This window comes from Ghiorsea bivora (assembly GCF_000744415.1).
Lineage (GTDB): Bacteria > Pseudomonadota > Zetaproteobacteria > Mariprofundales > Mariprofundaceae > Ghiorsea > Ghiorsea bivora.
Genome location: NZ_JQLW01000006.1, coordinates 313,196 through 327,238, shown reverse-complemented (window position 1 = coordinate 327,238; position 14,043 = coordinate 313,196). Strand labels below are relative to the sequence as shown.

Sequence of the window (14,043 nt, the reverse complement as noted above, 5' to 3'; positions counted from 1 at the left end):
ATGAATCTTCATATACAGCCGCAATTACTTTCTGATTTGGTATCAGGTTTGGGTGTATATTCGCAAGATATGATGGTGACCCGTATTTGTGATGATACGCGTCAATTACAGGCAGGGGATGCTTTTTTGTGTATGCCTCGCGTGCAAGATAAAGATGCCTTGATTGCACAAGCGCTGGCACAGGGTGCAAGTATTGTGATTGTGATAGGGGAGCTAGAACAGCGTTTACCCCTTGTTTGTGCTTGTCTACCCGATATGACGGCGGCTGGGAAAATGTTGCGCCGTTGGTTTGCAACAGAGTCAGCGCAAGTACCATGTATTGGTATCACAGGTACGGATGGAAAAACCAGCACAGCTTGGATGCTGCGCGAAGTATTGGCGCTACATTTCGGCTCGGCATGGTCTTGCGGTACATTGGGTTGGATGAAGTCGAAAGATAATATTACAGATTTGGGCAATACCACGCCCTCATTGATGAATTTACATCGTATTTATGCGTTGGCATGCCAACAAAATATTGGGGCTTTGGTATTGGAAGTTTCATCACATGGTATTACACAAGAGCGCATTGCAGCGTTGCCGTTTACGGCGGCAATTTGGACAACCTTAGGTCAGGATCATTTGGAAGATCATGGTAGTTTTGATGCATATTTGGCTTGCAAGGCAAGTTTTGTGAAACATGTTGTGGAACAGCAAGGTGTTGCGGTTTGTAATGCAGACTACCCTTTGATTCAACAAGCTTTGGGGCAAGTGCAAGGGGCTGTGTATTGGTATGGTCAAGATGCTGCTGATATATGCTGGACACGAGAAAATACAGCGGTGTGTTTTGCGGTGCAGCAAGAAAAAGTGTGTTTGAACCATGTGCCTGTTGCAGACTTTCATGCAGAAAATTTAGCGGCAGTTGTGTTGCTGATGCAATCATTATTTGAAGTACCTTTGGCAACTTTTTCAGCTTGGGATGGTCAAATCAGTACACCCATGGGTCGCCTTGAACCGGTGAACGATGAAGCTGTTGTATTTATTGATTATGCACATACAGCAGAAGGTTTGAAGCGGTGTTTACAAAGTGCGCGTGATTTAACAGAAGAACAGTTGTTATTGGTGTTTGGCTGTGGTGGCGACAGAGATAAAGGTAAACGCCCACTGATGGGTGAGGTGGCAGTGACTTATGCTGATCAATGTTGGTTAACCGCTGACAATCCACGTAGCGAGAAGCAGGAAGATATTGCTAGGGATGTGTTACAAGGCATGGGTGATGTCCAAGATAAAGTGCATATTGTTCATGATAGAGCGCAAGCCATTGCGCAGGCTGTTGCATCACTGGCTTGTGGTGATGTATTGGTGATTGCGGGTAAAGGGCATGAGTCATATATGGAAATTGAAGGTGAAAAACTGCCATGGAGCGATAAGGCACAAGCTTTGGCAGCGATGAAACAATTCGGAGTGGTACCATGCGCTTGACGGGTGATGAAGTGGCAATAGCAAGCCATGGTAGATGGGTGCAAGATAAGGTTCCCTCATTGATTTCTGGTATTGGTACGGACAGTCGCGAGTTTATTGCAGGACATGCCTTTTTGGCGCTGCGGGGTGTAACATTTGATGGACACCAACATGCAGCACAAGTGGCAGATAAGGCATCGGCATTGATTGGAGATGTACAAGGTGTTGCGGGTTGGTCGGCGTTGTTGGATACACCGCAACTTGAAGTACATGATACTTTGCAAGCTTTGGGTGATATTGCGGCATGCCACCGCCGCACGCTTGTGCAAAGTAAAGTAATTGCGATTACAGGTTCATATGGTAAAACAACCGTTCGCTCTATGTTGCAGCATGTGTTAAGTGGTTTAGGTTTGGAAGTGTCGTCAACACAAGAGAATTTCAATAATCTAATTGGTGTACCTAAAACATTGATGGCAGTACCCGAGCATGCCGATGTTGCTATTATTGAGTGCGGGATCAGCGAAGTGGGTGAAATGGAGCGTTTATCGGCCATTGTGCAGCCTGATATTGCCATTGTGACGGGATTAACTTGTGCCCATGGTGAAGGGTTAGGTGGTGAGCTTGGTATTGCCCAAGAAAAAGCCAAGTTGTTAACACATTTATCACCGCAAGGTTGGTGTGTGTTGGGTTTGGGTGTGGCAGAACAGTTTGCAAAAATTGATGCCCTGAACACGCAAGAAACTGTGGATATGCATCATCAATATGCCGTCACATGGTCTTTGGATAGGCAGCGTTTAACACTGTCTTATCAACAGCAAGAAGCAGAATTCGATTTGCTTTTACCTGCCAAACATTGGGCAGAAGATATGGCACTTGTGGCACAAACAGTACTGCGCTTGGCACAAGACTTAGAACAAAGCTGGAGACTGCAGCAAATCGCGCAGCTTTTGCAAAGCTGGCGACCTGTTGAAGGGCGTATGCATATTTCTACAGCAGCCAATAGTTTTACGCTTATCGATGATAGTTACAATGCAAATCCTGCTTCTATGCAAGCGGCATTGGATACCTTGGCAAGTCTACCAGGTCACCGTGTTGCCATTATTGGCGATATGTTGGAGTTGGGTGAACAAGCTGAGTGTATTCACCAACAATTGGATTTACATGATATTGATGAGGTATTAACCGTCGGTACGTTGATGGGAAGTTTGCAGGCAAAAAATCCAAAACATCGTATTCGTGTGTTTCGGGATGCAGAAGCATTAAGTGCTTGGTTGGAAAGCAAAGATTTTCCACCTTTGGGTAGCACGCTGCTGGTGAAAGCTTCACATGGTACGGGTTTGTACCGCATTGCAGCGCAGTTAAAAGAGAGGGGTCAGCATGTTATATAATTATTTATACCCACTGGCTGACCAATATTCATTCTTGAATGTTTTTCAGTATATTACTTTCCGTGCGGCGTATGCTTTGATTACGGCATTGGTCTTAAGTTGGTTGTTTGGACCACTTTTTATTCGTTGGTTGAAATCGAACCAAGGTAAAGGACAACCGATTCGTGAAGATGGTCCTGAAAGTCATTTTTCTAAACAAGGTACGCCAACCATGGGTGGTTTGCTTATCCTCTCAACACTCACCTTAAGTACGCTACTTTGGGCTGACTTGAATAATATGTTTATTTGGTTGGCATTGATGGTGACTTTGGGTTACGGCTTGATTGGTTGGTTGGATGACCATTTAAAAATCAAACATGCCAACTCTAAAGGTTTGGCAGGGCGCTGGAAGCTGATATTGCAATTGCTGTTCGGTGGTATTGCTGCTGTAGCATTGATGCAAATGACAGACCCTATTGTAGATATCCCAATCATCAATTACCAATGGGATATGGGTTACTGGTATATTTTATTTGTTATTTTCGTTTTGATAGGAACATCGAATGCAGTCAATTTAACCGATGGTTTAGATGGGTTGGCTGTTGCCCCTACATTTATGGTGGCTGCTGCTTTGGGTGTTGTGGTTTATGTGGCAGGGCATAGTGGTTTTGCTGAATATTTGTTAATTCCTTATGTGCCAGGGGCAGGTGAATTGGCGATATTCTGTGGTGCCTTGGTTGGTGCTTGTCTTGGATTTTTATGGTTTAATGCATACCCTGCACAAGTATTTATGGGTGATGTGGGAGCATTGGCTTTGGGTGGAGCATTGGCTTTTGTAGCATGTGCAGTGCATCAACAATTTTTATTAGCGATTGCAGGTGGTTTGTTTGTTTTGGAAGCCGTGTCAGTGATGATACAGGTTGCATCATTTAAAATGACAGGTAAACGCGTATTTCGTATGGCGCCTATTCATCATCATTATGAACTTAAAGGTTGGGCAGAGCCAAAAATTATTGTCCGATTTTGGATTATTACACTTATTTTAGCCTTGGTGGCATTGTCCACCTTGAAGTTACGCTAATGAATATGTCACAACAAAAAGTCGCCGTGGTTGGCATGGGTAAAACAGGTTTGTCTGCGGTGCGTTATTTGCAGCGCAAACATATTGCCTGTGAATGTTTTGATGAAGCCAATGTGACATTGCCTGAAGATATGCAGGATATTGTGTTGCATACAGGTGAACTCAATGCTGAGCTGTTGGGTTCATTTGACCGCGTTATTGTTAGCCCAGGTATTGATTGGCGACACCCTGCTTTGACAGCAGTGCGGGCATGTGGCGTAGCTGTGCATGGTGATTTGGAAGCGTTTTTAAGCGAATATGCGGGCACATTGATTGCAGTAACAGGCACCAATGGTAAAACCACGGTAACCCAAATGGTGGCGCTACTTTTAGAAACTTTACCTGGTGGTTGTGATGCAGGCGGAAATATTGGCACACCGATGTTGGACTTGTTGGCAAATCATCAGCCAGAACGTGTGATATTGGAGCTTTCAAGCTTTCAACTGGAGCGGGCGCAAGGTTTGCATCCACATTTGGCTATTTTGTTGAATATCCAACCCGACCATGCCGATATGCATGATTCACCACTTGCTTATAGAAAAGCGAAGATGCGTATGTTTGAACATATGATAGTGGGTGATAAAGTTATGTTGTCTTTAGATATAGAGTGGAAGTCATTGGCAGATGATTTAAGCCAACGTGGTGTAAGCATCGGTTATTTTGGGGTGATGGATGAAAATGATGCAGAGTCCAAGCGGTTGGCAGCAGGTGTTTTACACCGTGATGGTCATCAAGAAGAAGCCAAAATGTTTTGGACGCAAGATGCGCAAAGGCAATATATTCCCTGCAAGCAATTGATGGTGAAAGGGTTTCATCAGCAACAAAACATCGCAGTGGCAGCACAAGTGGCGGCTGATTATGGTGTATCCAAAGCCGTGATTGAAGAAGCAATGATGAGCTTTCAAGGTTTGGAGCATAGACTTGAGTTTGTAGGCAATATTGCGGGTAAAGATTGGTTTAATGATTCCAAAGCAACCAATCCAGATGCAGCAGATGCAGCACTTTCTTCTTTTGATAAAGTGGTTTGGATTTGCGGTGGTTTACGCAAAGACTTGGATTTGGGTTCTTTAGTGGATACGGTGAAAAAACATGTGGATTTTGCATGTGTGGTAGGCAAAGATGCCAAAGCATATGAAAAAATGTTAAAACAAGCAGGTGTGCCCTATAAGGTGTCCAAAACAGTGCCTCAGGCAGTGAAAGATGCAGCCAAGCAGGATTGTAAAGCCGTGTTATTGTCGCCTGCTGCAGCCAGTCAAGATCAATTTAACAACTATGCAGAGCGTGGTGAAGTGTTTGTAAAGAGCATTCGGGAGCTGGCAGATGGTTAAGGTTAGCCGCTTACCCATGGATCCCATGCTTTTATTAAGCGTGGTCGCATTGTTATCGTTTAGTTTGATTATGGTGGGCAGTGCCAGCTTAGATGTCGCCGATGTACGTTATGGTTCGCCTTGGCATATCTTGGTGCGTTGGTGTTTTTATATTCCAGTTGGTTTGGTGGTGATGTGGTTGGTTTCGCGGATTCAACCATCATGGTGGGAAGTATTGGTCTTACCTATGCTCTTGCTTGGTTTTGTTTTGCTTGTCGCTGTGTTGCTGCTTGGCAATAGCATCAATGGTGCAACACGCTGGTTTTCAGTATTGGGTATGACGGTGCAGCCGATTGAGCTGATTAAACCAGTTTTTATCATGTATATTGCATATTACTTGGCTAACTTCCCCGATCGTTTGCAAAGCTTTGCACAAGGCATTATGCCGATGTTATTGATGTTAAGTATGATGGTAGGTTTGTTGTTGGCACAGCCAGACTTTGGTAATGCGGTATTATTGCTAACGGTAAGTTTTTGTTTGTGGTTTGTTGGCGGTGTTCCATTTAGACATTTATTGGGTTTGTTTTTGGCTGCGGTTCCATTGCTTGCTGTGATTGTGATGGCAGCACCTTATCGCTTAGCGCGTTTAACATCCTTTGTGGATCCTTGGGCTGATCGTTTTGGTAGTGGTTATCAACTGGTACAGTCGCAAATTGCTTTTGGTGTTGGTGGTGTTACTGGCGCAGGTTTAGGGCAAGGCGTACAAAAACTGTTTTATCTACCTGAAAGTTTTACGGATTTTATTTCAGCTGTAATTGGTGAAGAGTTGGGGCTTGTTGGTATTTTAAGTTTGATTTTGGTGTTTGCCATGCTTTGTTGGCGTGGTTTTATGATTGCCAAACATGCAGTCAAACCTTTTGAGCGTTTATTAGCGTTGGGATGTACGCTTTTGTTGGCTTTGGCTTTTATCATTAATCTTGGTGCAGCCATGGGTATTTTCCCAACCAAAGGTATGCCTATGCCGTTTATTTCGTATGGTGGTAGTGCTCTGATTGGCGCATGTATTTTGGTGGGTTTGATTTTTTCAGTGCAGCGGCATCAACCTGTGAAAGCAAGCAATAAGCGGGTTCGGCGCAGTGAACAAGTGAAACATCAAGAGGTGACGGCATGAGTAGTTCATCACCATTGATTTGTATTGCAGGCGGCGGCACGGGCGGACATGTGATGCCTGCTTTGGCGTTGGCAGATGCTGTGCGTAAGCAGTGGTCAAACATGCAGGTGAATTTTATCGGTGCAGAGCGTGGCTTAGAGGCAACATTGTTGCCCGAGCGTGGTGAAAATGTGTTGTTATTGAATATGCATGCCGTACAGGGTGTAGGTTGGTTGCAACGTTTACGGGTATTGAGCTTGGAGTTGCCACTTGCGGTATTGAAGATTTTGAAGGCTTGGCGCAAAGAGAAACCACAGGTGTTGGTCGGTGTCGGTGGTTATGCCAGTGTGGCAGGTGTGATTGCGGCATTATTATCGCGTATCCCTGTGGTGCTGTATGAACAAAATGCTATTCCCGGTATGGTCAATCGTATTTTATACCGTTTTTGTGATAAAATGATGTTGGGTTTTGCTTCGGCAGAGCAACATTTGCCACATACACGCAAAGCTGTGGTAACAGGCAATGTGGTGCGTCAAGATATTGCAGTGGTGACTTATCAGCTTGCAGATAAACCATGTTTGTTGGTGATGGGTGGCTCCCAAGGTGCGATGTTTTTAAATCAAACCGTACCCTTGGCATGTGTAAAACTTGCACAACAAGGTTTGGCTTTTTCGGTGATACATTTGGTTGGTGCGGGTGATGGGCGTGTTGAAGATGTGCAAGCGATTTATAAAGGCGCGGGTATTCAAGCCGATGTGCAAGCATACTCCAGTGATATGCCAGCCTTATTTGCGCAAGCAAGTTTGATGGTGGCGCGCTCTGGTGCGATGACCGTATGTGAAGCAGCAGCAGTAGGTATGCCTTGTTTCTTTGTGCCGTTGCCGTGGGCTGCGGATAATCACCAATATTACAATGCCAAGGTATTGGCTGATGCGGGAGCCGCTGAAATTTTGGACCAAGATAAATGTGATGAAACATTGTTGGCACTCAAACTTTCCAAAACATTGTGCAACCAAAACAAATTAGAAAACATGCATCAAAAGGCAAAAACAGCATTTGTGGGTGATGCAGCAGTATTACAATTGCAAGTACTACAACTTTTTGTGGGTGAGGTGAAGCCATGAAATTGCGTGTAAAATGTATTCACTTCACAGGCATTGGTGGCATTGGCATGAGTGGTATTGCTGAAGTGCTGAGTAATCAAGGTTTTAATGTGCAAGGCTCTGATATGGCAGAAAGCCCAAATGTACAACGATTGCGCGATATTGGCATTGCAGTAAGCGTAGGGCATAAAGCAGAAAACTTAGGCGATGCAGAAGTGGTGGTGGTAACCACAGCGGTATCTGATAACAACCCAGAAATTGTAGAAGCCAATAAACGTGGTATTCCTGTAATTCCCAGAGCCGAAATGTTGGCTGAATTGATGCGTATGAAGCAAGGCATTGCTGTGGCGGGTAGCCATGGGGAAACCACGATTACATCCATGATTGCACATGGTATGGAAAGCGCAGGTTTAGACCCTACGTATGTAATTGGCGGTCGTTTGATGTCCACCAGTCATAATGCACGTTTGGGTGAATCGACATGGTTGGTGGCTGAGGCTGATGAATCAGATGGTTCATTTTTACGTTTATCGCCAACAATTTCGGTGGTGAGTAATATCGACCCAGAACACCTTGATCACTACGGTGATTTTGAAACGCTGATTGCAGCATTTAAACAGTTTGTGAATCTAACACCGTTTTATGGGCGTGTTGTATTGCATCATGAGCACCCCAATGTGGCATTGTTGCGAGATGCGTTACATCGCCCCGTCACCACTTATGGAACCAGCCCACAAGCAGATTTATATTTGAAAGATGTGCGCATTGAAGGTTATCAGCAGCATTTAACCATTGGTTTTGCTGATGGCACGACACAGACCATGATGTTACCCATGCCTGGTTTACATAATGCAGAAAATGCATTGGCTGCCGTTGCCGTACTATTGGACTTAGGCATTACATTTGCTGAAATAAAACAAGCATTTTTAACGTTTGAAGGCATTCAGCGTAGATTCCAATGTTGCCCGATTGGGCAGGGCGTGCTGGTGGATGATTATGCGCATCATCCCAAAGAAGTTTTATCTACATTGCAAGCTGCACAATCGTGTTGGCCAGAGCAGACCATTTCAGCGTTGTTTCAGCCGCACCGCTTTACCCGAACACAAGATTTGTTTGAAGACTTTTTGGGCTGTTTTGATATGGCACAACGGGTGCGTTTGCTGCCTATTTACGCAGCCAGTGAACAAGCCATCGATGGTGTTAATGCCACCAGTTTGGCTGAAGGCATGATGAAACGTGGGCATAGAGATGTGGCAGCCATAGATGATGAACAAGCAGCCCTTGCTTGGGTGCAAGCCGAGCTTGAAGCAGGGCATATTGTATTACTTATGGGTGCAGGTTCGATTGGTGCCATGGCGCGACAGATTCGTGAAGCATTGGGGCGTGAAACATTAGGGCGCGAAACATTGGGGCAGCCATCATGAGTTGGCAGGCAGAATTGCAAGCCATGGGTAAGATGGCAGCGAATGTGCCATTAGCACCCCGCACCACATTGGGTGTGGGTGGTGAAGCGGCATGGTTATTCCGCCCTAGCGATAAGGTGCACTTGATTGCAGCCATGTCGTTGATTCCAGAAGATGTAATGCTCTTGCCTTTAGGCAGGGGAAGCAATGTTTTGATTGCCGACAGTGGCATTGATGGTTTGGTTTTGGATTTGGGCGATATCAATACATTACATATTACAGACGAGACCATCAAAGTTGGCGCTGGTGTGCGTATGAGTAAGTTGGCGCAAGCAGCTGCCAATCATGGGCTAACTGGGTTGGAGTTTATGGCAACCGTACCTGGTGATTTGGGCGGTGGTGTGGCGATGAATGCGGGTGCTTTTGGGCAGCAAATATCTGATGTGTTGGTATCTGTAGATGTATTGCATAGAGATGGACATATGGCATGTGTATCGCGTGATGCCTTGGATATGCGTTACCGCTATACCAAACTACCCCAAGGTGCATTGGTTGTGTCGGCAACATTGCAACTTGAAACATCGGATACTGAGCAAATCAAAGCCGCTATGCGTGATATGCGTAGTAAACGCAGTGGTAGCCAACCTTTGGCATTGCCCAATTGTGGTTCAGTGTTTAAAAACCCCGAAGGTAATTTTGCAGCTCGCTTGATTGAAGGCGTAGGGCTTAAAGGTGAGCAACGGGGTAAGGCTAGGATTTCAGATGTGCATGCCAATTTTATTGTGAATGAAGGTGGTGCCAGTAGTGAAGATGTATTGCATTTGATTCGTTTGGCAAAAGCAGAGGTTAAAAAACAGACCAATATTGATTTGGAGCCTGAAGTGAAGTTGGTGGGGTGTTCGTTATGAATATCAAAGGTTTTGAGGGGAAACGTGTGGTGGTCTTGATGGGCGGCGCTTCTGCTGAGCGGGAAATTTCTTTGCGCTCAGGTGCTGCTGTAACCCAAGCATTAACTAGCCATGGTTTGGATGTGGTGGCATTGGATTTGCCTAAAAATACAGCCATGTGGTTTGAGCTTATCCAACATAGCCAAGCTGATGTCGCTTTTATTACATTGCATGGCACATATGGTGAAGATGGTTGTATTCAAGGCTTGCTAGAAACCATGCAAATGCCATATACAGGTTCAGATGTGAGTGCATCAGCATTATGTATGAATAAGAAACTCACCAAATGTGTATTGGATGATATAGGTATTCGCACACCTGAAGATGTGTTGATGCGCGATGGTAAACCGCAGCATTATCCTGTATTTGTGAAACCTGTGGCTGAAGGTTCAAGTGTTGGTCTGCATTATATTGAAGATGAAGCAGTATGGGATGCCTTGGCTTTGGTTGAGCTCAATAATTGGTTGGTTGAACAATGTGTGCGCGGTGTTGAGGTGGCTGTATCGGTGGTGGATGGTAAGGCATTAACGCCTGTGGAAGTTGCACCCAAATCAGGTATGTATGACTTTGCATCTAAATACACAGCAGGAGCAACGGATTATTATTGCCCAGCACGCATTTCAAGCAGTCAGAGTAATAAGTGTAAACATATTGCGGAACAAGCGGTGCAAGCAGCAGGTTGCACGGGCGCACCGCGCGTAGATTTGATTGTGCCCGATATTGGTGCGCCAGTGGTTTTAGAAATCAATACCATTCCAGGCATGACGGCAACCAGCCTGCTGCCTAAAGCTGCTGCTGAGCAGGGTGTATCCTTTGAAGACTTGTGTGCACAGATTTTAATGTCTGCCCACTGTAGAGGAAAAAGCCGTGGAGAAAAAAAATGTGGAGGGGTACAATGAAATTATTGTCCAATATCTTCCGCACAAACAAAAAAGATGTGGGAAATGTGCGTAGAAAGAAAAAGGTGAAACATGTGAAACGCCGCATGACTTGGCTTAAACCGCTACAAGCTGTGTTGGTTGCTTCTGCAGTGATTACCGTGCTTGGTTTTTCGGCGATACAACTCAATCAAGAAATGACAGTAACGCACTGGCAAATTGATTCGCCTGCGCACATTAAAAAACCAATTGCTTTATATTTTGCGCATAAACAAGCCTTTGATTTTTGGCATACGCGTGCCGCAGTGATACAACGTGATTTAACGGCGTTGATTCCAGATATTCAACGCATAGAAGTGAGCCGCGTTTTGCCTGATGGTTTATTGATTAAAGCCTCAGCGCGTAAGCCCATCGCTTTATGGGAAAACGTGAGTGCCAAAGCGGATAAGAAAGTGATGTTGGTGGATGAGCAGGGCGTGGCTTATCGCCCAATATTACGAGGTGAAAATTTGGATTTACCCTTGTTTAGATTGCAGCCCGATAACTTAAAGGTAGCTACCGCAGTATTGCATCATTTGCGTGTGAATATGCCTGAACGTGTGCAAGCATTAAGTGAAGTGATTGTTGAGCGGCAAGACTGGCGCTTGAACTTTGCGCATGGTGAACAATGGCTGTTGAATCAGGAAAGTTTACAAGATGATTTGCCGAAAGTGCTCAATATTTTAAGCCAGCCACGCTGGGCTAGAAGACACTGGCGCATGGATGCGCGCATTCCCGAACGTTGGTTTATTCGACCAGCCAAGCAGGAGGTCATATAATGGCTAGAGAGAATCAAATCATTGTTGGATTAGACATCGGTACAAGCAAAATTGCCTGTATCGTGGCAGAAGCAGCACCTGATGGTCGCTTAGACATTGTGGGCATAGGCACGCACCCATCCAATGGTTTGCGCCGTGGGGTGGTGGTGAATATTGAAAGCACAGTAGAATCCATTCGTTTGGCAGTTGAAGAAGCTGAGTTGATGGCTGATGTAGACATCAAAAAAGTGTATGTGGGTATCGCAGGTTCACATATTCGCGGTTACAACAGTCATGGTGTGGTGGCGACCAAGAATGGAGAAGTCACCGAAGAAGATGTAACACGTGTGGTAGAAGCCGCCAAAGCGATGAATATTCCAGCTGACCAACAAATTTTACATGTCTTACCCCAAGAATACATCATTGATAGACAAGATGGTATTCGTGAACCTGTGGGTATGAGTGGTGTACGCCTTGAAACACGGGTGCATGTGATTACGGGAGCATTATCATCGGCACAAAATATTATCAAGTGTTGCAATCGGTGTGATTTGGATGTGTCAGCCATTGTGTTGGAGCAAATTGCTTCAAGTGAAGCGGTATTGAGCCAAGATGAGAAAGATATTGGTGTATTATTGGTGGATATTGGCGGTGGCACCACAGACCTTGCAGTGTTTATTGATGGTGCAATTCGGCATACAGCCGTGATTCCTGTGGGCGGCGACCATTTAACCAATGATTTGGTAGCTGGTTTGCGCACATCAGCCAGAGAAGCCGATATTTTGAAGAAAAGATATGGCTCATGCATGACATCGCTCATCTCAGCAGAAGAAACGGTGGAAGTACCGCGGGTGGGTGGTCGTCCGCCCCAGTCTATGCCTAGGCAAGTGATGGCACAGTTATTAGAGCCGCGTATGCAAGAGTTGTTTGAATTGGTGCGCGAAGAATTGGAGCGCTCGGGTTACCGCGAACTAGTAGCCGCAGGTGTGGTGTTAACAGGCGGAAGTAGTTTGCTTGAAGGCACGCAAGAGCTTGCCGATGAAATTTTTGAATTACCTGTACGCATTGGTCGCCCACAAAATGTGGGTGGATTAACCGATGTGGTGAACAGCCCAATTTATGCAACAGGTGTGGGCTTGATTCATTACGGTCAACGTTACCGCGAAGAACAAGGTTTACATTTTGATGATACAAGCTCTGAAAGTTTATGGAGCAGCGTACGACGATGGTTTGGGGGTAGTTAATGGCACGAAGTTACTCAAAACAGACACAAGATTTTAAGAAAATAAAAAAATAGCAGGAAGGGAGATAGTCATGGCGCTTAAATTTACATTGGATGATACACAAAAGCAGGTAGCAAGTATTAAAGTTGTTGGCGTTGGCGGCGGCGGCGGCAATGCTTTGAATAATATGATTGAACAAGGTTTGTCTGGCGTAAGCTTTGTTGCAGCCAATACGGATGCACAAGTGTTGTCTCGTAGTTTGGCACAAATGCGTTTGCAGTTAGGTTCAAATAGTACCAAAGGTTTGGGCGCAGGAGGTAAACCAGAAATTGGAAGAGACGCAGCTGAATCTGATCGTGCGCATATCAAGGAACTGCTTGAAGATACAGAAATGGTATTTATCACTGCAGGTATGGGTGGCGGCACAGGTACAGGTGCAGCACCTGTGATTGCTGAAGTAGCGCGTGAGATGGGTATTTTAACAGTTGGTGTGGTCACCAAACCTTTTGGTTTTGAGGGAAAGCGCCGTATGCGTTTTGCTGAAGAAGGTATCAAAGAGTTGGGTAGTGCCGTGGATACATTGATTACTATTCCCAATCAAAAGTTGGTTGCGATGGCAGGAAAGAATACATCTATGAAAGATACTTTTCGCATGGCTGATGACATTTTGTTTCAAGCTGTGCGCGGTATTTCTGAGCTAATTACAAAACCAGGTTATATCAATGTGGATTTTGCAGATGTGACGGCTGTAATGACAGAGCACCAAGGTATGTCGATGATGGGCATGGGAGCTGCTTCAGGTGAAGACAGAGCATGTACTGCAGCTGAAGCAGCAATTACTTCACCGTTATTGGAAGAAGTGGATATTCATGGCGCACAAGGCTTGCTAGTGAATGTGACGGCGCATGAAGATTCATTATCAATGGCTGAATATGAAGAGGTGATGAGTATTATTCATAATATGGTGGATGAGGATGCAAATGTGAACTGTGGACTTGTTTACGATGATGATGCTGGCGATGAGTTGCGTGTAACCGTGGTTGCGACGGGGTTGCAAAAACAAGAAACACCAAAACTTGCGCCTGTGCGTCCTTTGCACCAGCCTAAGATGCCAATCATGGGTGATGTACCTGTTCCTGGTTTTACCAGTGGTACAGGGCAAGCCCAAGCACAAACGGCAACAGCAGAATCACCATATGATGATTTGTACGATGTGCCAACATGGATTCGTCAGCAAGCTGACTAATTGCTTTTTTACAAGGGTGTTTTTATAAAAGAACACCCTTGAATCTTCATTTTGGAGTACAT

12 protein-coding genes are annotated in these 14,043 nt (G+C 45.1%); all 12 read left to right on the top strand.

The annotated features are described in order from the left end of the window. The gene (locus DM09_RS04205; protein ID WP_051938113.1) at positions 1–1,461 is read left to right on the top strand and encodes a Mur ligase family protein; all 1,461 of its coding nucleotides are present in this window, start codon (positions 1–3) and stop codon (positions 1,459–1,461) included. Continuing rightward, the gene (locus DM09_RS04200; RefSeq protein ID WP_051938112.1) at positions 1,452–2,828 is read left to right on the top strand and encodes a UDP-N-acetylmuramoyl-tripeptide--D-alanyl-D-alanine ligase; all 1,377 of its coding nucleotides are present in this window, start codon (positions 1,452–1,454) and stop codon (positions 2,826–2,828) included. The genes DM09_RS04205 and DM09_RS04200 overlap by 10 nt, the downstream gene beginning before the upstream one ends. Then, positions 2,818–3,888 carry a phospho-N-acetylmuramoyl-pentapeptide-transferase gene (gene mraY, locus DM09_RS04195; RefSeq protein WP_038247783.1) on the top strand — a complete coding sequence of 357 codons (1,071 nt, stop codon included), beginning with the start codon at positions 2,818–2,820 and terminating at the stop codon, positions 3,886–3,888. The genes DM09_RS04200 and mraY overlap by 11 nt, the downstream gene beginning before the upstream one ends. Then, on the top strand, positions 3,888–5,255 hold the full coding sequence (gene murD / locus DM09_RS04190; RefSeq protein ID WP_038247782.1) for a UDP-N-acetylmuramoyl-L-alanine--D-glutamate ligase: 1,368 nt from the start codon (positions 3,888–3,890) through the stop codon (positions 5,253–5,255). The genes mraY and murD overlap by 1 nt, the downstream gene beginning before the upstream one ends. Further along, a complete protein-coding gene (gene ftsW, locus DM09_RS04185; RefSeq protein WP_038247781.1) occupies positions 5,248–6,405 on the top strand; it encodes a putative lipid II flippase FtsW in 1,158 nt (385 codons plus the stop codon). Before murD ends, ftsW begins: the two co-directional genes overlap by 8 nt. Beyond that, positions 6,402–7,508, top strand: coding sequence for an undecaprenyldiphospho-muramoylpentapeptide beta-N-acetylglucosaminyltransferase (gene murG, locus DM09_RS04180; RefSeq protein ID WP_038247780.1), 1,107 nt, complete (start codon positions 6,402–6,404; stop codon positions 7,506–7,508). Before ftsW ends, murG begins: the two co-directional genes overlap by 4 nt. Next, the gene (murC, locus tag DM09_RS04175) at positions 7,505–8,911 is read left to right on the top strand and encodes a UDP-N-acetylmuramate--L-alanine ligase (protein ID WP_038247779.1); all 1,407 of its coding nucleotides are present in this window, start codon (positions 7,505–7,507) and stop codon (positions 8,909–8,911) included. The genes murG and murC overlap by 4 nt, the downstream gene beginning before the upstream one ends. Continuing rightward, the gene (gene murB / locus DM09_RS04170; protein WP_038247778.1) at positions 8,908–9,798 is read left to right on the top strand and encodes a UDP-N-acetylmuramate dehydrogenase; all 891 of its coding nucleotides are present in this window, start codon (positions 8,908–8,910) and stop codon (positions 9,796–9,798) included. The genes murC and murB overlap by 4 nt, the downstream gene beginning before the upstream one ends. Continuing rightward, entirely contained in the window at positions 9,795–10,736 is a 942-nt protein-coding gene (locus tag DM09_RS04165) for a D-alanine--D-alanine ligase (protein WP_051938111.1), read from the top strand. Before murB ends, DM09_RS04165 begins: the two co-directional genes overlap by 4 nt. Next, positions 10,733–11,533, top strand: a complete 801-nt coding sequence (locus DM09_RS04160; RefSeq protein ID WP_038247777.1) for a cell division protein FtsQ/DivIB — start codon at positions 10,733–10,735, stop codon at positions 11,531–11,533. Before DM09_RS04165 ends, DM09_RS04160 begins: the two co-directional genes overlap by 4 nt. Next, the gene (gene ftsA / locus DM09_RS04155; RefSeq protein WP_038247776.1) at positions 11,533–12,756 is read left to right on the top strand and encodes a cell division protein FtsA; all 1,224 of its coding nucleotides are present in this window, start codon (positions 11,533–11,535) and stop codon (positions 12,754–12,756) included. The genes DM09_RS04160 and ftsA overlap by 1 nt, the downstream gene beginning before the upstream one ends. A gap of 70 nt (positions 12,757–12,826) precedes the next feature. Next, a complete protein-coding gene (gene ftsZ / locus DM09_RS04150) occupies positions 12,827–13,981 on the top strand; it encodes a cell division protein FtsZ (protein ID WP_038247775.1) in 1,155 nt (384 codons plus the stop codon). Positions 13,982–14,043: the final 62 nt, after the last annotated feature.

Coding starts and splice junctions, on each gene's coding strand:
- DM09_RS04205 (WP_051938113.1), top strand. CDS start 1: ATGAATCTTCATATACAGCCGCAATTACTTTCTGATTTGGTATCAGGT.
- murB (WP_038247778.1), top strand. CDS start 8,908: ATGAGTTGGCAGGCAGAATTGCAAGCCATGGGTAAGATGGCAGCGAAT.
- murD (WP_038247782.1), top strand. CDS start 3,888: ATGAATATGTCACAACAAAAAGTCGCCGTGGTTGGCATGGGTAAAACA.
- ftsA (WP_038247776.1), top strand. CDS start 11,533: ATGGCTAGAGAGAATCAAATCATTGTTGGATTAGACATCGGTACAAGC.
- ftsW (WP_038247781.1), top strand. CDS start 5,248: ATGGTTAAGGTTAGCCGCTTACCCATGGATCCCATGCTTTTATTAAGC.
- DM09_RS04160 (WP_038247777.1), top strand. CDS start 10,733: ATGAAATTATTGTCCAATATCTTCCGCACAAACAAAAAAGATGTGGGA.
- DM09_RS04165 (WP_051938111.1), top strand. CDS start 9,795: ATGAATATCAAAGGTTTTGAGGGGAAACGTGTGGTGGTCTTGATGGGC.
- murC (WP_038247779.1), top strand. CDS start 7,505: ATGAAATTGCGTGTAAAATGTATTCACTTCACAGGCATTGGTGGCATT.
- ftsZ (WP_038247775.1), top strand. CDS start 12,827: ATGGCGCTTAAATTTACATTGGATGATACACAAAAGCAGGTAGCAAGT.
- DM09_RS04200 (WP_051938112.1), top strand. CDS start 1,452: ATGCGCTTGACGGGTGATGAAGTGGCAATAGCAAGCCATGGTAGATGG.
- murG (WP_038247780.1), top strand. CDS start 6,402: ATGAGTAGTTCATCACCATTGATTTGTATTGCAGGCGGCGGCACGGGC.
- mraY (WP_038247783.1), top strand. CDS start 2,818: ATGTTATATAATTATTTATACCCACTGGCTGACCAATATTCATTCTTG.